Source organism: Leeuwenhoekiella blandensis MED217, from assembly GCF_000152985.1.
GTDB lineage: Bacteria > Bacteroidota > Bacteroidia > Flavobacteriales > Flavobacteriaceae > Leeuwenhoekiella > Leeuwenhoekiella blandensis.
This window is the reverse complement of record NZ_CH672395.1, coordinates 1,552,741-1,578,257: the sequence shown is the minus strand read 5'-3', so window position 1 is coordinate 1,578,257 and position 25,517 is coordinate 1,552,741. Positions and strand designations below refer to the sequence as shown.

16 protein-coding genes and 1 tRNA gene are annotated in these 25,517 nt (G+C 40.5%); 10 read left to right on the top strand and 7 right to left on the bottom strand.

From position 1 onward, the window contains the following. Window positions 1-7 precede the first annotated feature (7 nt). From MED217_RS06830 to MED217_RS06820, 3 genes are all read left to right on the top strand, one after another. Window positions 8-1,621: an LptF/LptG family permease gene (locus MED217_RS06830; protein ID WP_083777987.1), complete on the top strand. Its 1,614-nt coding sequence runs from the start codon at window positions 8-10 to the stop codon at window positions 1,619-1,621. A 175-nt stretch (window positions 1,622-1,796) separates the two neighbouring features. Then, on the top strand, window positions 1,797-2,942 hold the full coding sequence (gene ribB, locus MED217_RS06825) for a 3,4-dihydroxy-2-butanone-4-phosphate synthase (protein WP_009779756.1): 1,146 nt from the start codon (window positions 1,797-1,799) through the stop codon (window positions 2,940-2,942). An 80-nt stretch (window positions 2,943-3,022) separates the two neighbouring features. Next, entirely contained in the window at window positions 3,023-3,373 is a 351-nt protein-coding gene (locus tag MED217_RS06820; protein ID WP_009779755.1) for a hypothetical protein, read from the top strand. Here the strand turns inward: MED217_RS06820 and MED217_RS06815 are convergent. Further along, window positions 3,368-3,997, bottom strand: a complete 630-nt coding sequence (locus MED217_RS06815; protein WP_009779754.1) for an NAD(P)H-dependent oxidoreductase — start codon at window positions 3,995-3,997, stop codon at window positions 3,368-3,370. The two genes, MED217_RS06820 and MED217_RS06815, sit on opposite strands and share 6 nt — an antisense overlap. 208 nt (window positions 3,998-4,205) lie before the next feature. On the opposite strand from MED217_RS06815, the gene MED217_RS06810 reads away from it, so the two are divergent. Together MED217_RS06810 and MED217_RS06805 are read left to right on the top strand one after the other, a co-directional pair. Next, window positions 4,206-4,868, top strand: coding sequence for a SanA/YdcF family protein (locus tag MED217_RS06810; RefSeq protein WP_009779753.1), 663 nt, complete (start codon window positions 4,206-4,208; stop codon window positions 4,866-4,868). A gap of 91 nt (window positions 4,869-4,959) precedes the next feature. Beyond that, a tRNA-Ser gene (locus MED217_RS06805) sits at window positions 4,960-5,044 on the top strand. 117 nt (window positions 5,045-5,161) lie between these two features. Here MED217_RS06805 and MED217_RS06800 read toward each other — a convergent pair. Next, the gene (locus MED217_RS06800; RefSeq protein WP_040532636.1) at window positions 5,162-6,229 is read right to left on the bottom strand and encodes a serine hydrolase domain-containing protein; all 1,068 of its coding nucleotides are present in this window, start codon (window positions 6,227-6,229) and stop codon (window positions 5,162-5,164) included. Window positions 6,230-6,434: 205 nt separating this feature from the next. Between MED217_RS06800 and MED217_RS06795 the strand changes: the two genes are divergently transcribed. Next, window positions 6,435-9,962, top strand: coding sequence for a PAS domain-containing hybrid sensor histidine kinase/response regulator (locus MED217_RS06795; RefSeq protein ID WP_009779751.1), 3,528 nt, complete (start codon window positions 6,435-6,437; stop codon window positions 9,960-9,962). A 122-nt stretch (window positions 9,963-10,084) separates the two neighbouring features. On the opposite strand, the gene MED217_RS06790 is transcribed toward MED217_RS06795, so the two are convergent. The 3 genes from MED217_RS06790 to MED217_RS06780 all read right to left on the bottom strand — a co-directional run bounded on the left by MED217_RS06790 (window position 10,085) and on the right by MED217_RS06780 (window position 16,281). After that, the gene (locus MED217_RS06790) at window positions 10,085-12,442 is read right to left on the bottom strand and encodes a beta-glucosidase (protein WP_009779750.1); all 2,358 of its coding nucleotides are present in this window, start codon (window positions 12,440-12,442) and stop codon (window positions 10,085-10,087) included. 10 nt (window positions 12,443-12,452) lie between these two features. Next, window positions 12,453-14,702, bottom strand: coding sequence for a TonB-dependent receptor (locus tag MED217_RS06785; protein WP_040533307.1), 2,250 nt, complete (start codon window positions 14,700-14,702; stop codon window positions 12,453-12,455). Window positions 14,703-14,847: 145 nt separating this feature from the next. After that, window positions 14,848-16,281: a sulfatase family protein gene (locus tag MED217_RS06780; RefSeq protein ID WP_009779748.1), complete on the bottom strand. Its 1,434-nt coding sequence runs from the start codon at window positions 16,279-16,281 to the stop codon at window positions 14,848-14,850. A 268-nt stretch (window positions 16,282-16,549) separates the two neighbouring features. Between MED217_RS06780 and MED217_RS06775 the strand changes: the two genes are divergently transcribed. After that, entirely contained in the window at window positions 16,550-17,302 is a 753-nt protein-coding gene (locus MED217_RS06775) for an NUDIX hydrolase (protein WP_009779747.1), read from the top strand. A 76-nt stretch (window positions 17,303-17,378) separates the two neighbouring features. Here MED217_RS06775 and MED217_RS06770 read toward each other — a convergent pair whose 3' ends face one another. Continuing rightward, window positions 17,379-18,191, bottom strand: coding sequence for a dolichyl-phosphate beta-glucosyltransferase (locus MED217_RS06770; RefSeq protein WP_009779746.1), 813 nt, complete (start codon window positions 18,189-18,191; stop codon window positions 17,379-17,381). A 187-nt stretch (window positions 18,192-18,378) separates the two neighbouring features. Here MED217_RS06770 and MED217_RS06765 point away from each other — a divergent pair, with 187 nt between their 5' ends. The 3 genes from MED217_RS06765 to MED217_RS06755 are packed head-to-tail and all read left to right on the top strand — an operon-like array spanning window position 18,379 to window position 24,214. After that, window positions 18,379-21,480: a membrane protein gene (locus MED217_RS06765; RefSeq protein ID WP_009779745.1), complete on the top strand. Its 3,102-nt coding sequence runs from the start codon at window positions 18,379-18,381 to the stop codon at window positions 21,478-21,480. Continuing rightward, the gene (locus MED217_RS06760) at window positions 21,477-22,694 is read left to right on the top strand and encodes a hypothetical protein (RefSeq protein ID WP_009779744.1); all 1,218 of its coding nucleotides are present in this window, start codon (window positions 21,477-21,479) and stop codon (window positions 22,692-22,694) included. The genes MED217_RS06765 and MED217_RS06760 overlap by 4 nt, the downstream gene beginning before the upstream one ends. Beyond that, window positions 22,691-24,214 (top strand): cellulase family glycosylhydrolase, encoded by a 1,524-nt coding sequence (locus MED217_RS06755; RefSeq protein ID WP_009779743.1) that lies wholly within the window; start codon window positions 22,691-22,693, stop codon window positions 24,212-24,214. Before MED217_RS06760 ends, MED217_RS06755 begins: the two co-directional genes overlap by 4 nt. Before the next feature lie 85 nt (window positions 24,215-24,299). On the opposite strand, the gene MED217_RS06750 is transcribed toward MED217_RS06755, so the two are convergent. Further along, window positions 24,300-25,511, bottom strand: coding sequence for a glycosyltransferase (locus tag MED217_RS06750; RefSeq protein ID WP_009779742.1), 1,212 nt, complete (start codon window positions 25,509-25,511; stop codon window positions 24,300-24,302). Between the last annotated feature and the right edge of the window lie 6 nt (window positions 25,512-25,517).

Sequence of the window (25,517 nt, the reverse complement as noted above, 5' to 3'; positions counted from 1 at the left end):
GCTCCTTTTGAAAATACTAGACCGGTACATACTACTTACCTTCATCAAGAATTTCTTAAGCACGTTCATCATCCTGATGTTCATCTTTGTGCTGCAAACCGTTTGGCTCTATATCAAAGAGCTTGCCGGTAAAGATCTTGATCTGGTCATCATTGTCAAATTCTTACTCTACTTCTCCCCGCGTCTGGTCACACTGGTACTGCCGCTTACGGTATTGCTCACCAGTATTATGACCTTTGGGAATTTTGCAGAGAACTATGAGTTTGCCGCGATGAAGTCTACCGGGATCTCCTTGCAGCGGGCCATGCGCAGTCTTACGGTTTTTATTCTTGGGCTTGCAGTAACCTCGTTTTTGTTTGCCAATTATGTGATTCCGGCAGCAGAGTTTGAATCGCTCAACCTACGGCGGAATATCGCTCAGGTAAAGCCAGCAATGGCGATCACTAAAGGACAATACAACACTATTGGTGAGGATTATGTGATGAAGGTAGCCGATAAACAAGGGGAAAAAGGACAGTTTTTAAAAGATGTCATCATCTACCAAAAAGACCCGAGCCGCGTAGGAAACTATACGGTGATCAAAGCCCGTGAAGGCGAACTCATAAGTGCCGAAGGAGATAATGTGCTTTCTTTAAAACTTATTGACGGAAATTATTATGATGAAGTTGAACAGAAGGATTTTAGAAAACAGAAACGCGAACCTTTTGTAAAGAGTTATTTTGAAACCTACACCATCAATATCGACTTGTCTGAGCTTGATAATGTAGATATGGAAGAAAAAAGTATCGACAATGCCTATACGATGCTTACCGTAAAGCAGCTTAACGATACACTGGCTGACATTTCAAAGAATTACAACACCTACTTGGCTTCGCTAGGAAAAGGTCAGGTACGCGACCTGCAGTTGCGTAAGTTAGATTCATCCTATTTAAAAAATATTCCCAGAGACACTACTCGTGTTTTAAAAGAGGATCTCATAGAGAACTTTGAGTTTTCTGAACAGATCCAGGTATTAGATTATGCTAAAACCACGGTAAAAAACAACGTCACTTCGATCAAGAATCGTAAAACCGACAATGGTATCAAAGTGAAAACGCTAAGCAAATACGAGATCGCTTTGCATGAAAAATTCGTTCTGGCTTTTGGTTGTATCATTCTGTTTTTTGTGGGTGCTCCCTTAGGGGCGATCATTAGAAAAGGTGGTCTGGGGCTTCCTATTGTGATCGGGGTAGTTCTTTTTCTCACCTACCACTTTATAGGGATTTTTGCCAAAAACAGTGCCGAAGACGGCAGTGTCGCTGCTTGGTTGGCTAGTTGGTTAAGCACCTTGATCCTTTTTCCGCTAGGCGTTTATTTAACGTACAGGGCTACCACAGACCAAGGCTTGTTTGATCTGGACGGTTTTCTAGATCCTGTTAAGAAGTTATTTCAGAAGAAAAAAGATCAGGAAGTACATCCTGAACAACCGCTTATCGACTTTGACCTTACCAATTCGGAAAAAGCGATTCTGAAGACCAAAACCAAACGTGAACTTGAAGATATTGTAGCCAATTATGAGCAATATGGCTATTCAGAAAAATTCAAAGACGCCGCCGAAACATTGCTCAAAACCTTTACCTAGAAACAGGCTTTAAGGCTACATTTAGATTTTAAGACTAAGCTAAATCGTATCTTTACCTTTCAAAATAAACCACCTCAGGTGTAAGCCTACAAGGTGTTTTTTGAGAACAAATTTTTAATTTTGATGCAAGCCACCGGAGTAGTATACGCTTTGGCGGTGCCAATAAAAAGCTACTATGACAGCGCAAACGCTTACCCAAGAAATACAACTCAATACCATTCCTGAAGCGATCGAAGATATCAAGAAAGGGAAAGTTATTATTGTTGTAGATGATGAAGATCGTGAGAATGAAGGTGATTTTCTGGCCGCCTCAGAGATGGTAACGGCAGAAACTATCAACTTTATGGCGACACACGGGCGAGGCCTTATTTGTGCTCCTATCACCGAAGAACGCTGTAAAGAGCTGAAGCTTGAAATGATGGTAGGCACTAACAGTGATCCAATGGAAACGGCGTTTACCGTTTCGGTAGATTTAAAAGGTCACGGGGTCACTACGGGAATCAGTGCTTTAGACCGCGCAAAAGCGGTGAAAGCCTTTACCAATCCCGATATGAAACCTTGGGATTTTACAAAACCCGGACATATTTTTCCGCTGAAAGCTAAAGAAGGCGGAGTGTTGCGACGAACAGGGCATACCGAAGCTGCTATTGATTTTGCCCGCCTTGCCGGCTTTGCACCTGCCGGAGTGATCGTAGAGGTGATGAATGAAGACGGAACGATGGCACGCTTGCCACAACTGGCAAAGATCGCTAAGAAGTTTGATTTGAAAATTGTCTCTATAGCAGATCTTGTGGCTTATCGCATGCAACACGATTCGCTTATTGTCAAAAAGGAAGACTTTACAATAGACACGCACTATGGTGAATTTAGATTGCGCGCCTATCAACAAACGACCAATGATCAAATTCATATCGCATTGACTAAAGGTACTTGGGTTAATGATGAACCGGTACTGGTGCGTGTGAATTCGACCTTTGTCAATAATGATATTCTGAGCACACTTACCGAACAGCCCGACACCAAACTCGATAAAATATTTGAGGTGATCAATCAAGAAGGAAAAGGCGCTGTGGTTTTTATCAATCAGGAGAATTTTGCCAGCAAGCTGCTGTACCGTCTTGCTGAGCTTAAAGAGCGCCAGGAAAGTGGTCGTAAAATGAGTTCGCCTGCAAAAATGGATCTTAAAGACTTTGGGATTGGCGCTCAGATTTTACACGATCTGGGGATTTCTAAGATCAAATTACTATCTAATAGTGAAGAGCATAAACGCGTAGGAATGATAGGTTACGGCCTGGAGATCGCAGACCGCGTAGGCTATTAAAACATTCTTTTTCAAGCAATTCTGTCACGAGGCTTCTCTTTTTTCGTATTTTGAATATAGTCTATTCAAAAAATGAACTTATGAGAACAGGTTACGCTTCAGTTTTAACGATTTTTTTCTTCGGAAGTTTTGCTCACGCACAGCTAAAATCACAAATGCATCTCACTACTGCTGATTCTTTGTTTCAGGCGCAGCCTTTCCAACTGAATCAACAAGGCTTTTCGCTTTCAGAGCTCGACGCTTTTGAGGACCAACTTAAACCGCTTGACAGCATTCAGCTATCACCTAATGGTTTTGCTCCCTTAATGCCCATTTTAAAGCCTGATGATTCCTTTGAATACAAAATGCAGTATCTGGATCGTAATGACCCGTATCAATATTCAATGCCCATTTTAGAGCCAATAATGATCAAAAGATATTACCAATCATAGATGAATGATGGTTTCCTTCTGTGGTCTGCGTACCTTTTTAAAGTCGGCAAACATATCATCTTGTGCTCTATAGCCTACCGGTAACACCAATGCAGAAGCCAGATTGTGTTTTTTCAGCTCAAGAATTTCGTCAAATTTTTCGGGCTCAAAACCTTCCATAGGGCAGGCATCAATCTCCTCCAAGGCACATACGGTCAATAAATTTCCCAAAGTCAGATAAGCCTGACGTATCGCCCATTCACGAGTATCTGATTTTGGCTGATTGTCAAACTTCTGCTCCAGCATCTCTCTAAAAGGCTTTAAGATCGCATCTGGAGTTTCACGAACCTCTTTTACGCGGTCAAAATAATTGGTTACAAAAGGAGCTTCTACCTTGCGTTCTACACAGATGATCAACACGTGAGAAGCATCAAGCACCTGACTTTGGTTCATTGCAGCTTCTTTTAGACGCTGCTGCAGGGCTTTATCAGAAACCACCACCATACGCACCGGTTGTAGTCCGTAAGAAGTTGCAGTGAGATTGAAGGCTTCCTTTAAAATATCTAGTTTTTCTTCGGTAAGCAATTTATCTGCATCAAATTTTTTGGTCGCATAGCGCCATTTAAGGCTTGAGATCACATCCATGGTCGTTCTAATTTTGTACAAAGATAGTTGGTTAATACTACCTATGATTTATAGAAAGCTAAGGAATTCTTATATAATCATTACCAAAGCATTTGGTAAGAGTTTCACAATTATTTTCAATTAAAGTTACACGTTATGCGGTATAGATTACGTTTGCATTAAAACAAATGATAAGTTTACACGAATAATGATGCACTGACTTTGATTTATGCGGTTTAACAAATTACTTGCTTTACGTATTGTACGCTACCTTATTTTACTGGGGTTTTTGGGTTTATTGCTTACCACCTACCTCGCCTATCACATCAATAAGGAAACCGAAGCTTACATTTATGACCGTGTAGAGGAGCTGCCCTCAACCTACACCGCGCTGGTCTTGGGTGCAAGTGTACGGCGCAATGGCGAGCTTTCTACGATGTTAAGAGACCGGGTAGAATCGGCCCTGTTGCTGTATAACAAAGGAAAGATTAAACGCTTTTTGGTTTCTGGTGATAATCGTACCACCAATTATAACGAACCCGTTGCAATGAAAAAATACCTTTTGGAGCGTGGCGTCCCTGAAGAAGATATTTTTATGGATTTTGCCGGTTTTGATACCTATGACTCTGTATATCGTGCCTCGTATATTTTTGAAGTAGACAGCGCTATTGTCGTGTCGCAGCGTTTTCATCTCCCACGTGCCGTTTATATCGCACGCTCGATGGGCTTAAATTTTTACGGGTATAACGGTGATCGTCGGGAATATGAGCTGGAATCCCGTAACCGTTTTAGAGAAGTTGCTGCAAATGTAAAAGCCTGGATCGAACTTTTGATCAACAAAGAGCCTCATTTTAAAGGAGATAAAATTCCGATTACAGGAAAAAATAATTAAGCTGAAAATTCCTTAAAAAAGTGTGTTGTCAATCTAAAAAAACTTTCTATATTTGCACCCGCAATCAGCAAATAGCTGATGAGACACTCAAGGAGAAATGGCAGAGTGGTCGAATGCGGCGGTCTTGAAAACCGTTGAGGGTCACACCTCCGGGGGTTCGAATCCCTCTTTCTCCGCAAAAAGCCCCGTTATCGCACTGATGACGGGGCTTTGTTTTTTTGAGGAAATTTATCTTTTGTCTTTGAGCACAAAAGAGAATTTCTGTCTTACTTCTCAATGCAAGTAATTTTTAATCATTCTCCTACCAATTCATCAACCACTTTGGCAATATCTCGAACGAGTTGTGTTGGAGAGTGACAATCACAATTGCTAAGACCAATTACATAAATGGCTTTACCTGGGATATAAACCCCCATTGCTTTAAACCCAAATATGCTGCCACCGTGCTCCCGCACAGCGGTTTCTCCCCAATCTTTAAGATGCCAACCATAACCATATTCAATAGCTTCTCCGGTTCTCAGCTGCTTTTTGGTAAAAGCTTTAGCTAAATTCTCCGGTTTTAGCAATAGATTTTGATCAAGTGCATTTTGCCATTTGAGCATATCATCTACTGTAGACATCAGTGCGCCTGAGGAGAAAGGAATACTAAAGCTAATTGGTTTTTTATTTACGAAGCCATAACTTTTTTGGTGATATCCATAGGCGCGATTGAGAATTACCTTTCGGTCGCTGGCATAGTACGAATGCTCCATACCTATAGCATCAAAGATATTTTTCTCTATAAAATCGGCATAGGTTTCTCCCGAAATAAGCTCAATAAGATAACCTAGCAAAACATATCCAGAATTATTGTATTGAAATGCATCACCGGGACTGAAATCAACGGGTTCATCCTTAAAAAAAGCCACCATTTCTTCAGGCGTCATTTCCTTTTCTGCAATTTCTGCAATACGTTTCAATCGAGTAAAATCCTTTATTCCTGAAGAATGGGTGAGTAATTGATTTATGGTGATGGCATCTCCATTGGGATAATCTGGGAGGAATTTAGAAATTGGATCTTCAACACTTAGTTTTCCCTGTTCTTCCAACATCAATATAGCTATGGCGGTAAACTGTTTAGTCATCGACCCGATTTGAAAAACCTGTTCCGGAGTCATTTCAACAGCTAGAGCCAAATTGGCTTTCCCAAATGCTTTTCTATAGATTGACTCGCCTTCAACCGCGACCAAAAATACGCCGCCCGGCTCATCAGTATTATTAAATTCTTTTACTATAAGTTGATCAATCTTACTTTCTATACTTTGAGAAAAGGAAACAGTTACAACAAATAATAAGCCTAAAAAGGATAAGAATTTTTGCATGAAAAAAGGAATAAGGTTAGACAGCAACTTCAACTATAAAGATAGACCAAGAGATTTCGTATTTGTTACAGTCTCTTCACTTTGGTTCATTTATTAATTTTATCCTTGATTAAAAGAAAGACTACACAGCCAAAAAATAACAAATTGATGATTTTAAGGATTATTTTGAGTAAATTATCACTGATTAGCAGACATTTTTATCAAAATGGGAAACATCCGGTTTTTATCGCAGGCTTGGTTTAAAAAAACCATTGCAAACAATTTACAGCTGCTTAGTGAAATTACAGCCACTGCTGCTTGTGGTATTTGGTTGCAACCCCAAAAAACGTCTAACCAACTGTGGGTAAGTGCTTCCTTTTTTAAGTTCTTAGGATTGGAACTCAATGCTACGTCTGCAGAAGTACAAGACTTAAAAAAAACTATTGGAGCTATACTGAGTGAGGTGAGTCAAAAGTCTGAACTTCCCGAGACTCCCCTGCAGAAGACCTTTACGTGTAAAACTGGCAATGCTATTCTCGTCAACATCTTCCTTCAGGAAGTAACGATCAATGACCAGCCTGGTCTTTTGTATCAAATTCAACGCTACGAGCAAAAATCAGAATCGCTTCAAGTCCTGGATGGATTTAGTGATATTAGCAAACTCTTTAATGAAGCTAGTGAACTGGCCCGCGTAGGTGGTTGGGAAGTAGATTTAGTAAACAACAAAGTGTCCTGGACGCGCGTAACAAAGAAGATTCACGAGGTGCCTGATGACTACGAGCCTACGCTAGAAGAAGGAATCAATTATTATAAAGAAGGACAAAGTCGGGATACTATTTCAGAATTGGTACAAAAGGCGATACAATTTGGCACTCCCTGGGATGCAGAATTGCAACTGGTAACCGCAAAAAACCGGGAGATATGGGTAAGAGCTTTAGGAAAGGCTGAATTTAAAGAGGGCGTTTGCGTTCGTCTCTATGGCGCTTTTCAAGATATTAATGAGCGTAAGATCGCTCAACTGGATTATAACGTAACCAAAGAGCGTTTTGAAAAGATCGTTCAAAATTCTGCCATAGGTATCATTCTGGTTCACGTAGATGGGCATCTGCTTTTAGCAAATCCTGCGAGTCTCAAAATATTTGGCTTTCAGGAAGAACAGTTAAATGAAGCGTTGAAACTGACCTTTAGAAATTTTATTCATCCTGATTTTTTAGAAGAAGCTATCAATTACAGAGCTCAATTGATTGCGGGAGCAATTGATAGTTACCAGATGGAAGCTAAATTTTATAGAATCGATAGGGTTGAGATCTGGTGCAGGCTTTCGGTCTCTTTAGTAAAAGGGGAAGATGGAATCAAGGATAGAATCATTAGTCAGGTAGAAGATATAACCGAACGTAAGCATTTAGAATTTAAAGCCAAGGAACACGCAAAACGCTTTACAACAGCTTTTGAATATTCACCTAACGGAATGGGTATGGTGAGTATTGAGGGAGATTGGTTGATGGTAAACCAAAATCTCGCTAGTATTTTTGGTTACAAAAAAGAAGAATTCATTAACAAACGCTCTAGCGAACTCACCCATCCCGATGATTTGAAGAAGGATTCTAAACAGCTAAAAGCGCTCATCAATCTCGAGATAGACACCTATAGTATAGAAAAGCGCTTTGTACACCGCTCTGGTAAGATTATTCATGGCTTACTCAATGTTTCGGTAGTTACTGATGAGCAAGGAACTCCGTTATACCTAATCGGTCAAATTTCTGACCTCTCAAAAAGAGTCAAAGCAGAACAAGCACTTCAGAAAAGTTTAACCGAATTTCAGCAACTCATGAATGCTACTACCAAAGTCTCTATAATGGAAACGAATTTGGACGGAATCATTCAGAAATTTAATCGAGGGGCTGAAAATTTACTGGGCTATACCGCAGAAGAAGTTGTAGGTAGAATGAACGTTTCTTCCTTTCATACCGAAGAAGAATTTATAGAACGAGAAGCAGACCATCAAAAATTCTATGATGCAGAATGGACGTATAAAAGAAAGGACGGCTCGACCTTTCCGGTAAAATTGGTGATCACACCCGTTCATAATGAAACAGGTGACGTGTTCGGTTATTTAGGCGTAGCCATAGACATCTCAAACCTTAAAGAGATGGAATATTCTCTTGTCGAAGCTCGAAAGAAAGCCGAAGCAGCCAATAGATCAAAATCAGAATTTTTGGCAAATATGAGTCACGAGATACGTACACCCTTAAATGGTATCATAGGCTTTACCGATCTTCTTATGCAAACCTCTCTGGCACCATTTCAACAAAAGTATATGCAAACCGTGCATAACTCTGCAAATACTTTAATGGATCTAATTAATGACATTCTCGATTTTTCAAAAATAGAAGCCGGTAAACTTGAATTGAACGAGGAGCGCACAGATTTGATAGAACTCTGTACGCAAACAGTAGACATTGTCAAACATCAGGCGCATCAAAAAGGGCTTGAGATGCTGTTACAAATCTCCCCGGATGTTAAACGCTTTGTACAGGCAGACTCCATAAGACTACGGCAAATTCTGATCAACCTGTTAGGAAACGCAGTTAAATTCACAGATCAAGGCGAAGTAGCGCTGACCGTTACAGCAAGTAATACAATTGCTCAAGAAAATGAAGCCGAGTTTAAATTTGAAATACGAGATACAGGAATAGGTATAGATCCTAAAAACATAAACAAAATATTCAATGCCTTTGATCAGGAAGACGTTTCCACTACACGAAAATATGGAGGAAGCGGTCTTGGGTTAACCATTAGCAACCGACTGCTTAATCTAATGGGTAGTAAACTAAAAGTTAATAGTGTACAAGGAACAGGAAGTACGTTTTATTTTGACCTTAAACTCAAAACAGAAGAAGAGCCTATTTACAAATCTCATAACATAAAAGAGATCAAAAAGGTTCTTGTTGTAGATGACAACGCAACCAACCGCAAGATTCTCGGGCAAATGTTGGCTGTAAATTCCATCGAGACTGTGCTTTGTACAGACGCCATTGATGCTTTGAGTACACTTGGGGAGCAAGATGATTTTGATTTAGCCATTGTCGATTTTAATATGCCTTATTTAAATGGAATTGGTCTTATAGAAGAGATACGCAACACCCATAAATTGAATTCAGAAAAACTTCCTGTTATCTTGCTTCATAGTGCTACAGAGGATGAATTGATTCAAAAATCCTGTAAGGAACTCGGTGTTGCCTATAACATCACCAAACCTATTCAGATCAATCAGCTTTATGAATTGCTAGAAGGTATTGGCACTGTGAAAACAAATCCTGTAAACAAAGATCAAGAGACATTTAAAACTACCACCGAAGCCTTTAAAATTCTGATTGTAGAAGATAACCCCGTAAATCGGTTTTTAGCAAATTCCATCTTGAAAAAAATCGCTCCTAATGCGAAGCTCATTTCGGCCGTGAATGGAGAAGAGGCCATAAAAAAATTCAAGAAAAACAAACCGGATATCGTTTTTATGGATATCCAAATGCCTATTCTAAGCGGAATTGAAGCCGCTATAGCCATTCGAGAACTCGAGGAAGTTCCTGCTCACACGCCAATTATTGCGCTTACGGCCCGCGCCTTAAAAAATGAACGTGAAAAATGTCTGGCAATCGGGATGGATGACTATCTAACCAAACCCATTGTTCTTGATGATCTAAGAAGCGTATTATTTAAACATCTTATTTTAGGAAAGAGTTTTCAAGATCAGTGAGCATAAAGGGGATCATCGTAGTAAACACAAAACCCTTTAAATAAAGAAAAAGTCCCACCTTTCTAAAAGATGGGACTTTTTTAATTTAAGAATACTTGAATAGTATATTAGTATATGCTGAATTAATTCTTTAAGGTTTCCATTTCAGCATCAAGGTCGAATGCGTTATTCACTTTTTCAGCAGTGATATCTTCTGCTATCGTGAAATCTTCTTTAAGTTGAATATCTAGAGAAGAAGCTCCTATTTTAACGGTATAGGTTCCTTTTTCTGCAACCCAGGCACTTTGCGCATCGATAAATGAAGCCAGATCTTTAGCAGTAAGTTTAAAGCTAAGCGTCTCTGATTGTCCCGGCTCTAATACTTCGGTTTTGCCAAACGCCTTCAATTCTTCTGAAGGTTTATCTGCTAATTGCGCAGGAGCAGCAACATATACTTGCACAACCTCTTTTCCTGCCACAGCTCCGGTATTGGTCACTTTTACTGAAACCTCAAGTTCGTCTGTAAAACGCGTTGTGCTCAATTTTAGATCTGCATATTCAAAAGTCGTGTACGATTGTCCAAAACCAAACTCGTAAGATGGTTTAACACCAAACGTGTTGAAATAACGATATCCTACATAAATTCCTTCCTCATAAAATACCTCTTTAGGATCGTGTGCAGGAAAACCTGGGAAGTTGGCTGCAGATGGATGATTGTTATAATCTACAGGAAAGGTCATCGTCAATTTACCTGAAGGATTCTTTACTCCCGAAAATACATCGGCTACAGAGTTTCCTCCTTCTTGTCCGGCTTGCCAAGCCAATAGAATGGCATCTACTTTATCCTTCCAACTTGCAGTCTCGATCACGCCGCCAATGTTTAAGATCACAATGACTTTTTTCCCTTCTGCGTGAAAAGCTTCAGATACGGTATTGATCATTTTCACCTCATCCTGACCCAAGTAAAAGTCATTACTCACTTTTCTATCGTGTTGCTCTCCGGCGTTTCTACCAATGGTAATTACGGCAACTTCAGAAGCCTTGGCCTTTTTAGCCAACAGATCCTTGTCTAAAGGCATCTCAGGAATACGTTGCACATCTGCCAATAAACCACCATTTTCTTCACGACGCTTCATTTCTTTTGCAGTCATTTCTTTTACAAAAGGCACATACGCGCTTTGTAAATCGGTATCGATCTGATAACCGGCTCCGGTTAGACCTTCGATCAAAGAAACCGAATAGGCTTCATTTACATCACCACTCCCGGTTCCACCTGCGATAAAATCATAGGAGGTATCGCCAAAAACAGCAAGTGTTCCAGATTTGTTGGTATATGGCAATACATCGCCTTCGTTTTTCAGTAACACCATTCCTTCGGTAGCAGCGTTTCGGGTAACTTCAGCGTGCGCTTTCAAGTCTGGTTTATCGCTGTACTTGTATTTGGCAACGGTAGGCGTTTTTAAGATGTAGTTCAAAATACGTTTTAGGCTTGCGTTTACAGCTGCCTCATCAATACTCCCATCTTTTAGCGCTTTAATCAATGCATTTTTTTGAGCTACAGTTCCCGGCATCATCAGGTCGTTACCTGCCTCTAGCTGTGCGACAACATCACTTGATCTCGTAGTATCAGTGATGGTCTCAAAACCCGGATAACCACCAAACCAGTCGGTCATTACTAAACCTTCATAACCCCATTCTTCTCTTAAGACTGTTTTTAACAAATCGTTGCTTGCAGACGCGTAAGTGCCATCAATCTTATTATAAGCGGTCATAATCGTCCAAGGCTTGGCTTCCTTTATGGCGATCTCAAAACCGCGTAGATAGATCTCACGCATAGCACGCTCACTCACGTGTGCATTTACAGAAAGACGATTGCTTTCTTGATTATTTGCAGCAAAATGCTTCACCGAAGTCCCCACATCGTGCGATTGAATTCCGCGCACATACGCTGAAGCAATTTTACCGGCAACCAAAGGATCTTCAGAATAGTACTCAAAATTTCTTCCGTTAAGCGGGTTTCTATGAATATTTAACGCCGGTGCCAACAATACATCTACGCCATATTCCTTTACTTCCTCTCCCATTGCTTTTCCTACTTCTTCGATCAATTGGGTATTCCAGGAAGAAGCCAATGAAGTTCCTACCGGAAATGCTGTCGCATAATACGTATTAGGATCATTTTCTCTTTTTGGCTGAATACGCAATCCCGCGGGACCGTCTGCAAAAACAGTCTCCGGAATTCCCAAACGTTCGATGCCTGCATTTCCTCCGGCAGCACCTAAAACACGAACGTCTGGCTCGCCTTCTAGGGGAACTAAGCCCGCGTAGCCGGGCATTCCCGGACCAATTAATAACTCAGCTTTTTCTTCAGCAGTCATTGCTGCAATCACTTCATCTAAAGAAGCTTTTCCTAATTGTGGCGCTTTTTGTGCATTTGAAAGCGAAATTCCGCCCAATACACAAACGAGCGACAAGGCTACTGTTTTAATATTCTGTTTCATCGTTTGAGAATTAAAAATTAATAGTTACTGATGCCTGAACTGTAAATGGTCTAATGTAAGAACCGGTTAACAACCTTCCGTAATACGGGTCTGGCTCTGTAATAAGTTCTGCACCATTAATGGTTCCTTTAGCACCGCGCTGATTTAAGAAGTTTACCACCGTCGCACCTAGACTGATGTGCTCATTATATTTGTAGTTGATACCACCAAAGGTTTCCCAACGCTCTGCGAAATAAAGCGCATTAGTAAGGTTAGCATACTGCTTACTAAAATATCTGAAGCTTGCCCAAAATCTCCAATCTTTATAGGTATAACTCGGGTCTATTTCCATCAATACTTTGGAGATCTGCTGTACGCTGTTGTCATTGTAATCGTATTCATTATCGAATGCAGTGAAATTAAATTTCTTATATACAGGATCTTGAAGTGTGATCAGGTAATGCAAGTTGAAACCTTTAAAAGGCTTTAAAACAAAATCTGTGGTCCATCCTATCGTCTGGATATCGTAGTAGATCGTATTGGTTACAGACTCGGTATCATCATTAGGGTTTACAAGGTTTAAACGTTGTAAATAATTGTTCTTGTTCAAATAGGTCGCTTGAGAAACCAACTGGATATAATCTGTGTTCCAGAACACCCCAAGACCTCCCAACGGACTTTTACTTTTTGTCAAGTTAGGATAAGGAGCTCCGGAATAATCTCCCAAAAGACCATTTTCTTCGGTATACAGGAAGCTACCAAGTATACCAAAATTGTTTAGGACATTATAAGTCGCGTTAAATTTACCTGCTACGTGAAACCAATCGTGATCAAACTGCTGTTTGTTTGCTTCATCAAGTACTAAGCCCGCAGCTCTTGGAGTGGTATAATGATCTCCTTTCATTTTATGATAGCGTAGGTGTAGTCCATAATCTAACTTTAAGCGATCGCTAACCTTCCAGGAATCTGAACCATAAATAGAGAGTTTGTTTTCAAAACCGTTGTTGTACTCCCCTCCCACGTTGTAATTGTAGAATCCGTCTACATCGGTATTGGTTCCTATAAGTCTTCTGGGCTGTGGCTCTACAGATTGAAAAAAGAAGGAACGGTTAGAATGGTAATCGTCGACCGTGTAATATTGTTCTAGCATTCCAAACGTAAGGTCATGGTTTCCTAGTTGTTTTTCTACTGAAAATCTTCCCATTAGCGTGGTTGTGGGAATTCGGGGAGAATTCATTGCCAGTTGGGTACCTACCTGACCGGTATATGCTTCACCCGTATCTGCAAACGTAAAATTGCTACCGGCACCTGCATTAAAAATACTAATTGGCGCACTGTACATCAAAGAAGCTTCAGCGATATGAAGTCGGGTTGAGTATTTAAAATTCCAACCGTTATCCATTAGATAATTACCAAAAATATCAAAGTTATGTGCTTCTGAAGTAGCAGATTGACCATCCATATCTGCCCAATAGTTGTCTCCACTTACCATATCTAAAAACTTGAGTCTGCCATCTCGTGGTAAGTAGGAATCGCGACCAATGGTAAAGTCATCAAGTTCTCTGGCTTCCCCGTTAGGACCATATTCAAAAACCGCATAGTTGGTGAGTGAATAGGAATTAGAATACTTGTAGGCAAATGTAATATCCCCCTTATTTTCCTTAAAATGCTTGGTAAGTCCTATGCGATAAATCTGAGTTTGATCTGCATAGTTGTTGAAACCTAAATCATACGTACTCGGATCAAAGTTTACAAATGCACCTGCAGAATAACTCCACCCGCTTTCTGATATAGGCCCTGAAACATTGATGTCTCCCTGAAACCAGCCAAAGTGACTTCCAGAAAGTTTTGCTTTTCCTTTAAACTCCTTAGTCCCTTTTTGCGTGTACGAATTCACCGCAAAGCCAAGATCACCCATAGTATTGGCAAGACCATCCATTTTAAGCAAACCGGTGCGTTCTAGACCTACACTTTGTCTCCAGGTTCCGGTAGACATTTCTGGCCAAAACCAATACACCACCGGGAGGTTATTTTCTAAAATTGTGATTCCGCCTATAGAAGGTGGTAGGCCGATGTTTACTTCTCTGGGACCGGTATTACTTTCTGCATTGAGCATCACATTACGGTTGCCGCTTTCTTTGGCATTACCATCTTTTACAACATCCTGCTGTATAGCAACAGAATCCTGAGTGGCTAACTTTTCCTCTTCTTGTGCTTGAATCGAAACGACTCCTAAGACCACAAAAAGCAGGCTGAATATATTCTTGTAATTTAATTTCATTATATAATTTTTATTTTCAATAGCTTCTTGGTGAAGCATTCAGATTTGAGTAAAAAAATTCAAACCTTGTAGTTTGTGTTGAAAAAATTTTCTCGTAAAAATCCGGGGCTACTTGCTATAAGCAGCCCGGATTTAACACACTAGTTTAACCGCCAAAAGGGTTGTAATCCCAGTCTTTCAACATATCGGGACCTTTTACTAAATTCTTATTATGCTCTTCTACTATTTTATTGATCGCAGTGATCACTTCGGGATGTTTAGCAGATATCTCATACTTCTCAGAAGGATCTACATCTACATTGTATAATAATGGTGTTTCGTGCGCCTCACGATCTTCAGCATAAGCAGATTGCGTCACATAATGTGCTTTATAAGAACCGTAACGTACCGCGTAAAGTTCGTCTCCTCTGTAGTAAAACATCGTTTCTCGAGGACTCTCTTTTCCTTCAAAAAGTGTTGAGCTTAAGTCTTCACCATCCAGTATACGGTCGTCAGGAAGTTCAACACCAGCGAGTTTACTAAAGGTTGTAAACAAATCCATAGTAGAACCTAATTCTGTCACGATACCCGGTTTGAGGTTACCCGGAGACCAGAAGATTCCCGGCTCGCGCATACCACCTTCCCAAGTAGATCCTTTTCCGTCACGGAGTAAGCCGGCACTTCCGCCCTCTTCGTCCATTACTAACCAAGGACCATTGTCTGAAGTGAATACCACAATAGTATTTTCTGCAATTCCTTGCTCTTTAAGAGCTTCCATTACCCGACCTACATTATGATCGATCTCTTCTACGACATCACCATATAATCCACGTTTGCTTTTTCCTTCAAATTCTTCTGAAGCAAATAATGGCACGTGTGGAAGGTTATACGCTAGATAGATAAAAAACGGATTTTCTTTATGCTCTTTAATGTACTCAATAGCCTCATTCGTGTAGCGCTTGGTTATGGTATGCTGGTTTGCAGGACGCTCGATGATCTCTGTGTTTCGCATCAGCGGAATGTTGAAACTACTGATTTCTTTACGCTCTTCTGACTTCCAGAAATTCCAGTAATCCTGAGGTTCATTCATCTCTAAAGTGATATCCATATCATTAGAGTAAGGAACACCGTACCAGTAATCAAAACCATTGTTTACAGGAAGGTATTCTTCTTTATCTCCTAAATGCCATTTACCAAAAGCTGCTGTTCCGTAACCACCTTTTTTAAGTTGTTCTGCGATGGTGATCTCGCTTTGAGGTAAACCATTGGTTGACCAAGGCTGCAATACACGATGCACTTTACTGGTCATCCCGTTTCTTACGGGAAGTCTTCCCGTCATTATGGCTGCACGACTTGGGGTACATACGCTAGAACCCACATAAAAGTTGGTCCACTTCTGCCCTTCCATCGCCATTTTATCAAGATTTGGGGTTTTGATCGTTGGGTGACCATAACTGCTTAGATCTCCGTAACCCATATCATCTGCAAAAATGATCACAAAATTGGGCTTGTCTTCAATCTGGGCTGAAATCGTAATAGTTCCACCCAAAAGAATCGCTATAAAAAGCGCTAATTTAAATTTGACTGTTGTTGTATTCATCTGCTGCTTTTTTCCTATAACCTTTTCGTAAAAGGTCTTTAATGTTTCAATTTAAAGCAATAGTAATAATAATTTTTAAAGATTCAAAATGAAGCATTGAAAATTTAACATTGTAAAGCCTTTGATTTTGGTTTATGCGCAATTAGAATAATATTAAATGATAATATTGCAAATACTACAGGTGATTCTGCCTGAAAGCTTGAAAATAGCTTTGGGTATTTTTATATAAATCTGCTAAAGCGTACTTTTAAAAACTAATACAATTCTCATGTCGCAAAAACTTCACGATATCCTTCTGGCTGAGTCTGAAAATAATAAAGACCTTTACCTGCCTCATATTTCTATAGACAGTGTTGTTTTTGGTTTTGACGGTGAAAATTTACACGTGTTACTTACCAGTTTGATCGGGAAATCTGAATGGATGCTTCCCGGAGGATACGTATTTAAAGAGGAGAACATCAACTCAAGTGCGCATAGAATTTTACAAGAGCGTACCGGGGCCGAAAATATTTTCTTGAGTCAGTTTAAAACCTACGGGGCTACACAACGCTCTGAAGATGCGTTTACCGAATTGCCCGAGGATCTATGGCATAAGCAACGCTACATTTCTATCGCATATTATGCCTTAACTCGCTATGATGCCGTGAACCCTAGAACAGACAAGTATTCTGATTCGTGTGCCTGGCAGCCGGTAGAACAACTTCCTGAAATTATGATGGACCACAAAGGAATCATTGAAGATGCTTTAATGCATTTAAGACGTGATTTGAATTACAAACCGGTCGGACTAAACCTCTTGCCACAGAAATTCACAATGCCAGAACTGCAAAGGCTCTACGAGATCATTCTTGACAAATCTTTAAATCGCGGTAATTTCTATCGTAAAATGACACGTTATAATATCTTAGAGAAACTGAATGAAACCCGCAGAGGTGGCGCGCACAAAGCTCCTGACTTGTATTCTTTTAATTTGGAAAATTACAATGTCGCGCTGGAGAACGGTTTGCAAGAAAGCTGGTAAATCTCAATACTTTTTAATGCAAAAAAAGCTCCAGGATCCTAAAGATCCCAGAGCCTTTCTTGGGGTAAATTTAAAATTATGCGGCTACAGGCATACTGTATACCGTAGATAGTACTTCGGTTTCTGAAGCTACATTTAATTGTGTTGCAGGAGCCCAAACGGTATAGTTAAACCAAATACTGAATAGACGTACAGGAATTTCAAGCGAGTCTTTTAATCCTAATTTAGAGTCCTCTACGTGCACCCAGCGCTGTAAAGCCTGCTCGTGAATGGCATTCATGACCGCCTCCTTGCCGCCCATATGGTGCTTCAGTCTAATAAACATTTCTACATCAAAAAGCCATTTGCTTAAAAACTGATTTCCATAGATTACAGGAACGAGATCACGACTGAATACTTTTGCGCCGCACTGCGTATCTTGTATGGGCAGGCCCAGTATCAAAAAAACACAAAATTTAATCACCTTAGAAAAGAACGCGCGTAAAGGATCTTTTTCTATTCCGCTATCATCTTTTGCTCTACTTCCAAAAACCATTTTGAGGTTTTTATTGGTTTTTAATGTCTGATCTAAAGCCATAAAATCTTCAAAGTCGGTAGAAAGGTCGGCATCCATAAAGCCTATATGTTGTACATTTTCCTGGCTGTATAAGTAACGTGCTCCTGCTCTTACGGCTGCAGCTTTACCCGAATTACGTTTCATATCGATTACGGTAACTTTTTCAGGATTTGCGTGCTGAATACTCTTAAGTACATTTAAAGTTTGGTCTTTACTCCCATCATTTACAAAACATAAATGATGATTTTCAGATTGCGTGATAAAAGCTTTAAATGCCGCTTGATCTATTCTTTTTTCTTCGTTATAACACGGGATGATGATTGCAGTTTTCATAGGATTTGTTTTGGTGTTTCTGATTAATTACACCACAAACATATCGGGCTCTCGCAGGCTAAATGCTTGATTTTCGATGGTTAAACGGCTACTTTAGATGAAAACCGTTCGTCGACAGATGAGTCATTCATCGAAAGTTCTATCTTAGCTATGTAAGAAAACAAACAATCTCTTATCTTATAATTTCATGAAAAACACCCCAAACAGATACTTGATAATCGCCCTGTTGATCGGGGTCGTATTTCATGGTTTTGGGATCTTTTTTACACTTGAAGGCACCTATGATGCCTTAATCCATTTATTTTTTGCAGATCATTATGCCTCGCATTGGTTTGAACCTTGGAACTACAGTTGGTATACCGGTTTTACGGTTATGGGATATCCACCACTAGTACATCAGGCGATCGCCATATTATCCTTGATAGGTGGACTAAAATTTGGGATGTTCACGGTAGCAATCATCGGGGTGATCCTATTTATCACCGGTGTTTATCGCTTCGCTTTGCTCATTACCGCAAGTGCTCACGCTGCAGGATATGCAGCGATTCTTGCTGTATTTTCATCCTCTTTTGTAGAAACCCTACATATCTTTGGTCAACTGCCCAGTATTATTGGTGTTTCGATCCTGATGCACGCATTGCCAGAAATTTACCTTTGGCTGACCTCCGGAAAGAAAAAATACTTTTTAACGTCATTGTCCCTGCTTGCAGTCACGGTTTGCTCCCATCACGTCACGCCTATTTTCGGAATGGTATTCTTCATTTTCCCGCTGATCGGGATGGCAGTTATGGATGAAGCCAGAACCCGAGTAAATACGATGAAAGAAATCACCTTTCCCGTTTTTCTCAAAGCCTTTTTTAGGCTGCTAAAGCGAATGATCGCCTTTGGCTTTTCGGCCCTGTTTTTAATTATCGTTTGTATTCTACCCTATTGGATCAATACTAAAAATAATCCCATCACTCAAGTTCCTATTCCGCACGGGTCGCGGGATAATTTTCTAGAGATCACCTCCAGCGGACTCGTTTTTTTTCTGATTCCGTGGGGAATTTTACTGCTGCTAATGCCTTACTTTTTCTACCGGTATTACAGTAAACGCTATTTATTTTTTGGACTATCCTTGACGATGCTCACCATTTTGGGAACTGGTGGCACCACGCCTATTCCTAAAATCATTTTGGGTGATAATGCTTTCAATATTCTTACACTAGACCGCTTTACCTTGTGGGGAAGTATTATGGTTTTACCATTGTTTGGAGAATTTGCATATCGCTTTGCAGAAGGCGACTATAAAACCTTTTTAAGTACAAAACTGGGCGGTTTATACCATCGCATTCTGGCGGGTATTCTGGCAGGTCTGTTTTTAGGTACAACGGTCTTTACGATGACGCTCAATAACTTTAGACCCTCGCAGCCCGATCCTATTAATATGTTGCCCATTGTAAATTTCCTCAATCAGGATCAACATTATAAATGGCGGTTTCTTCCACTAGGTTTTGGAGACCAAATCGCCTGGCTTTCGGCACAAACCGATGCAATGACCGTAGACGGGAATTACCACTCTGCACGAAGATTACCCGAGTTGACTTCGCGCGCTATTGAACGTCTGGAGAACTCAAAATTCAGAGGGGTTGAAGGTATTGGTTCGCTGCAACAATTTCTCACCGTTCCTGAAAAGTATAATCTTAAATATGTTTTTTCAAACGATAAATTCTACGATCCGATCCTGTATTTTGCAGGTTGGCAGCGCTTGGGTTTACTTGAAAATGGCATTATGGTTTGGGAAAAACTCGGTGTACCACCAATGCCCGAGATCATTCCTAAAGATGACATTCCGGTATTTTTAATTTTGATGTGGGGCATCATTCCGTTGCTGACGGTTCTTATCGCTTTTGTGATCAATATTCAATCGATCTGGATTAGGGCTTTGCGCTCCAAAAAACCTACACTGCCCAGCTATATGCGATGGAGGCTTGATTTTTCGGCTGCTGCCAAAACTTCAAACAAACGCAAACGCTTGTTATTTCTTATAGCGCACGGCTACGGTGTCATAGTATTGTTTTGTTTTGCCTTTGGCATTTACACCTTCTACCTCAAAAATGCAGATCAGATTGCTCCACAAAATGTGCTTGAGGCTTATTTTGATGCTATTGATTTTAAAGAGCTCGAGCGCGCCTATTCCTATTTTGATCCCAAAAGTGATAAATCGCTAGATCAGTTTATGCTAGAATTTGCGGTAACAGACGGCTTGCTTAACAGCTATGCAAAACTGGATGCCATTGAGATCGATATCACTCAAAAAACCGACTCCAGTGCGTTGGCCACTGCTTATGCCAAATGGATCACCCCTTTAGAACGTATTCCTACACAAGAGGATTTTGAATTGGTAAAGCGGGGCCCAAAATGGTATGTAAAACCTAAAAACCCCGATCTCGATCTACCGCCAGACCAACTCATCACCAGTAATGCTACCGATTTTTATAATCATGGGAGAAGGCGCATTACCTCTGAGCAAACCTATCACGAAGACATTTTAAAACAACCGGTGTTGGAGGTGCTTTCAGCCCGACTTTTAAAGGTAAATGGCGATTATATAATTGTAGGTGAAATTCAAAATATTGATAATGTTCCGGCAGATGTTTCGGTTAAAGGAACTTTGTATGACGCACAAGATCTGGCTTTGGCAACTTTTAATGCCAAATATGAAATGAAACACAAGCTAATGCCTAAAGAAATAACCTCCTTTAAAGTTGAATTTGAAGGCACTGCCTGGGTAAAACCCGACGAACACGCACCGCTCACTTTTGATCCTGAACAATTCACCCCGATTGAATTAGAAGGAAAACCCGTTACTTTTGACTTGCACGTTTCGGCAAATGTCGCCAATACCGATTTGTATAAGAGCGTGGTCGTTAATGATATCAGGATAGAAGATGAAATGCTTCAAGCAACACTTTTCAATCCCGGGACGCAGCAAGCGACAATTCCGCAGGTGTTGTTATCCTATTATGATGCAGCGCATCAACTACTATGGGTAGATCATCATTTTTTAAAGGAAGGCGTACGCCAACAGCGAAAGCAAGAAGTACATTTGAAATTGCAACCCAAAGCAACAGAGTTGATCAGTGCGCGTATGCAAGCGATTTTTGTGAATGGTTTATCTAACGAAGAGATCGCCCGAAAAGTGATCCCCAATCGAAAGTCTACCCAACAATACGCCACACATATTGCATTGAAAAATGGCGGATATCTCAAAGTTGAATTGAATAATTATTTAGGAAATCCGCGATGAAAAGTAAACTGATACATATCTTATGCCTTTGTGTGTTGCTGCTTGGTTTTACCTTAAAACCTGAACAAGCGCGTAAACCCATTACTCTAAAGCTGCTTACCCAAACAACAAAAGTTGTTGCTCAAGATCGTGTACAATTACGCTTTGAGACCGAAGCTGAAGATTTGAAATTGCTGGTTTCAAACGCTCTAGGAAGTACAGTTTTAGAACCGGAAACTACTTCCATACAGAAAAGCTTTCTAATTCAAGCGCCTTACGCCAACGCCAGCGGAAAACTCGACTGGAAATTGATTCATAACAAAAATATATTGATGCAAGGTAGCCTGAATATAAAACCAGACACCTCAAAAATTGCAGCGATCGAATCGTACTTAGGTCCGCAGCGTATTCTGGCTGGTGGCGCCGATTTTGCCCAATTAACGCTTTTGGCAACCGACGTTTATGACAACCTCCTCCCCGACGCTACTTCCCTAACGCTTGCAACCCGATTTAAAGAGCAACAACAAACCGAAACATTACCCGTAAAAAACAGAATTGCCTGGAAAAACCTGTTCTCTCCTCAAAAAACCGGAACCATGTTTACGGCTGTTCATCTTAACGAGCGTTCCTCAAAATTGCAAACGATCTATATAGATGCGCATTTAGCGACTGATTTCAATATAACGTATGAGCGTCCAAATCCTTTTGCTGATGCAGACCAGATCACGACGTTTAAAACCGGCACGATCAAAGATCAATACGGCAACCTTATTTCTGACGCAACTTTGGTCAATTTTGTAATTAAAACTCAAGACAGCCAACTTTTGCAAACCTCAGGTGCAACCCTTAACGGCGTGGCTCAAGCACAAATCCTACATCCTAACCGCGCACAAAATTGGGAAGTACAAGCCTTTATTACCGGTATTGCAGAAAGTAATGCTTTAACTATAGCATATGCCCCGGCACTGGATGCTTTCCCTCTGGAATGGGACGAAACAAAGGCTGTTGTAAAAGTTGGTCCACTCACTGGTAAATTACAGCAATTGCTTGCTGAAGGAACGCCGGTAGTTCTTCAACTAAAATCCACAAAAGGCACCTATACGCTTGAGAAAAAAACACAAGAAGGAAAGGTGGAATTTCAATTAAACACAAGCTTTTATAAACCGGGAATTTATGATCTTAAGGTGACCGTTTTGGGAGTTTCAAAAACCATTGAAAAGATAAACCTCTATTGAAAAATCAAAATAAAAATATCTATCGCGCGTTACTTATTCTCTCTTTTATAGGATTGAATTTACTTTTGGTCGCGGCCATAAGCAACATTCTTTCCTACCTCAATACCGGTGCAGACAAAAGTACGATGCTCAATCTGGCATTGGGAGCCGAACCGGTGTATAAACCGCATCTTGTTTGGAAGGACAGCATCAACCCTAGTCGACCTATTGAAAAACCAACAAAAAAACGTGTCGCACAGGATTATTTAAATGCGTGGTATGTGCGTGAAGTAGCGCTTGCCACCGGAGAAAATACAGGGATTACTGATTATTATACCGAAAGTGCTCGTGCTAAAATTGACACGCTTCTTCTTCAGAATAAAAAAGGTAAGACCTTCATAAAAGGAGCTTCCCTCAATCACGAACTCTATCTTGAATTTTACAGTGCAGACGGGCAACTCATCAGTTTTAGAGATGAGGCTGTTTTTGAAATTAAACAAATTTACGACCAAGAAAAACTCGTGCTGGAAACTCGAGATACTTCAGCCTACCGCGTGGTTATGCTGCTCGAAGACGGCTTTTGGCGCATTAGGCATCAGGAGCGCATTATTCCGCAAGCAAAGGATTCTTCAGCACAAAAGTCATCCTTAAAAAGACTTCCGCAATGGATTAAAGGCGTGAACTATTACCCTCAAGAACATCCTTGGAATACGTTTGACACCCTTTTTAAAGCGGAACGTATACAAGCTGATTTCGAAAAAATCAAACAACTTAACCTCAACACCCTGCGTATATTTGTAGGTTATGAAGATTTTGGCAAAGCGGAAGTAAATCCCGAAAAGCTAAACCGACTGAAACAGCTCATGGATCTGGCGCAAGATGCCGAACTTCAAGTGATCGTTACCCTTTTTGATTTTTATGGAGATTATTCCGTTTTAGATACGCCAAATACGTTTAAACATGCTCGAAGCATTATTTCTGCGCTCAAAGCACATCCTGCGCTCTTGGCCTGGGATCTGAAAAACGAACCCGATCTCGATTTTGATAATCGAGGAAAAGACCAAGTCACCTTTTGGCTTCAGAATCATATTGCGCATCTCAAACAGCTTGACCCTGAAACTCCGGTCACCATTGGTTGGTCTAAAGCAAAAGCGGCCACAATTTTAGAAGAAAAGCTAGACGTGGTAAGTTTTCATTATTACGAAGAGCTTGAAGACTTTGAAGAAACCTATCGAGACTTGAAAGCAAACACGAGCAAGCCTATCATGTTGCAGGAATTTGGCCTTTCAACATATTCAGGCCTCTGGAAACCTTTCGGAAATGACGAGAACGATCAAACAACCTATTACGAGCGTATCTTACCCATTTTAAAATCTAATAACTTACATTTTGCGTTCTGGACACTCTATGATTTTGAAGAAGTACCCACAGCAGTGGTAGGACGACTGCCCTGGCGCAGAGCGCCTCAAAAGAAATTCGGTATCCTAGACTCTCAAGGGGAATCAAAAGAAGCTGCTACTCTATTTAAAGCCTTAAAATAACTTCACCAGCAAGCAAAAAGAAACCCCAAATGCTTTAGGGAGAGCAAGAGGGGTTTGCAACCAAATCAAAGAGGGTGAAGGGACACTATCCTGAAATCAAAGTCTTAGAGGTCTTAACTTGTTTTGAAAGCATTATTTCTTTAAAGACGTTTACATATTTGTCTGCGATGCAGGACATAGGCAAAGCGGTTGCTGCTTGATAGTTGGCCATGCCCATAGCCACACGATAGGCTTCATTTTCGAGAACAACCTTTAAGGATTCTGCCAAATCCTTACTATTGTTCGGTTCAAAAAACTCGGCTTGATAGCCTTCTTCTCGTGATAAAATACCCAGATCTCCAAGGTCTGGCATGACAACCGCTTTGCCGTAACTTCCTGCCTGATGCAATACCCCGCTGCTGCCGGTAGTTGAAGTGTAGGGGAAAACAACTACAGCAGCTTCTTCAAATAAGCGAGGCACTTCTGCTTCTTCCACATAACCTGTAAAACGCAGTTGTTCTACATGTGCATATTTTTGTTCTACCTGTTTTAAATAGCCTTTTACGTTAGGATTATCAGTCCCCGCGATCACGATCTCCAGGTCTAGCGTTGTTGTCGCTCTCAAGTGTTGTACTGCTTCAATAAGCATTTCGACCTTTTTGTAAGTTCCGAACTTGCCAAAAGTCATTACTTGCAGCGGACCTTGAGGAACATTATAATTAGGGGTGTCAGGCAATTCAAACGTTCCGTGGGGAATTAATCCTATATTTTTTGCTTGGTACTTCTCCTCAAGTATGCTTACATATTTACTGATCGTCAAGGCAACAAAATCTGCTTGTAAAAGGATACGCGTAAGTGCGCTTCCGATGAAATTGTATGCTTTTTGAAGTACTTTGTTTTGAGTGATACCTGCTTCAGAAAGATCTACTTGTTCCATAATATTGTGTAGTAATACTACGGAAGGAATACCCATCATTTTGCAAATTCCGGGTAAGATAAGTCCGAGAGCAGCCGGGATCTTTTTATCTCCAAACTTCATAAACTGAAGATTAAAAAGTACAGCGTCTGGTTTGGTTTGGCGTATTGCTTTTAAAACTCCGGGAAAGCTGTTGTAGCTGTTAAAGCTCCAACATTTTTTCACGCTTACCTTACATCCTGAAACATCAAGGTACTGTTCTGCTACATCGGTCTCAACATCGGTAAGTAAGATCAACTCTTCAATTTCCTGATGATTTCTAAAAGCGCGCACCAGATAGTAAGCATACTCATTGAGTGTTACTTTACTGGGCGGAAATGCGGTTACAAGTGCTAGTTTCATTTGATT

Bases quoted from the DNA above. Each gene is read 5' to 3' on its own strand.
- MED217_RS06765 (WP_009779745.1), top strand. From the start codon at position 18,379: ATGAAAAACACCCCAAACAGATACTTGATAATCGCCCTGTTGATCGGG.
- MED217_RS06790 (WP_009779750.1), bottom strand. From the start codon at position 12,442: ATGAAACAGAATATTAAAACAGTAGCCTTGTCGCTCGTTTGTGTATTG.
- MED217_RS06785 (WP_040533307.1), bottom strand. From the start codon at position 14,702: ATGAAATTAAATTACAAGAATATATTCAGCCTGCTTTTTGTGGTCTTA.
- MED217_RS06810 (WP_009779753.1), top strand. From the start codon at position 4,206: ATGCGGTTTAACAAATTACTTGCTTTACGTATTGTACGCTACCTTATT.
- MED217_RS06775 (WP_009779747.1), top strand. From the start codon at position 16,550: ATGTCGCAAAAACTTCACGATATCCTTCTGGCTGAGTCTGAAAATAAT.
- MED217_RS06815 (WP_009779754.1), bottom strand. From the start codon at position 3,997: ATGGATGTGATCTCAAGCCTTAAATGGCGCTATGCGACCAAAAAATTT.
- MED217_RS06780 (WP_009779748.1), bottom strand. From the start codon at position 16,281: ATGAATACAACAACAGTCAAATTTAAATTAGCGCTTTTTATAGCGATT.
- MED217_RS06760 (WP_009779744.1), top strand. From the start codon at position 21,477: ATGAAAAGTAAACTGATACATATCTTATGCCTTTGTGTGTTGCTGCTT.
- MED217_RS06770 (WP_009779746.1), bottom strand. From the start codon at position 18,191: ATGAAAACTGCAATCATCATCCCGTGTTATAACGAAGAAAAAAGAATA.
- MED217_RS06795 (WP_009779751.1), top strand. From the start codon at position 6,435: ATGGGAAACATCCGGTTTTTATCGCAGGCTTGGTTTAAAAAAACCATT.
- MED217_RS06800 (WP_040532636.1), bottom strand. From the start codon at position 6,229: ATGCAAAAATTCTTATCCTTTTTAGGCTTATTATTTGTTGTAACTGTT.
- ribB (WP_009779756.1), top strand. From the start codon at position 1,797: ATGACAGCGCAAACGCTTACCCAAGAAATACAACTCAATACCATTCCT.
- MED217_RS06820 (WP_009779755.1), top strand. From the start codon at position 3,023: ATGAGAACAGGTTACGCTTCAGTTTTAACGATTTTTTTCTTCGGAAGT.
- MED217_RS06750 (WP_009779742.1), bottom strand. From the start codon at position 25,511: ATGAAACTAGCACTTGTAACCGCATTTCCGCCCAGTAAAGTAACACTC.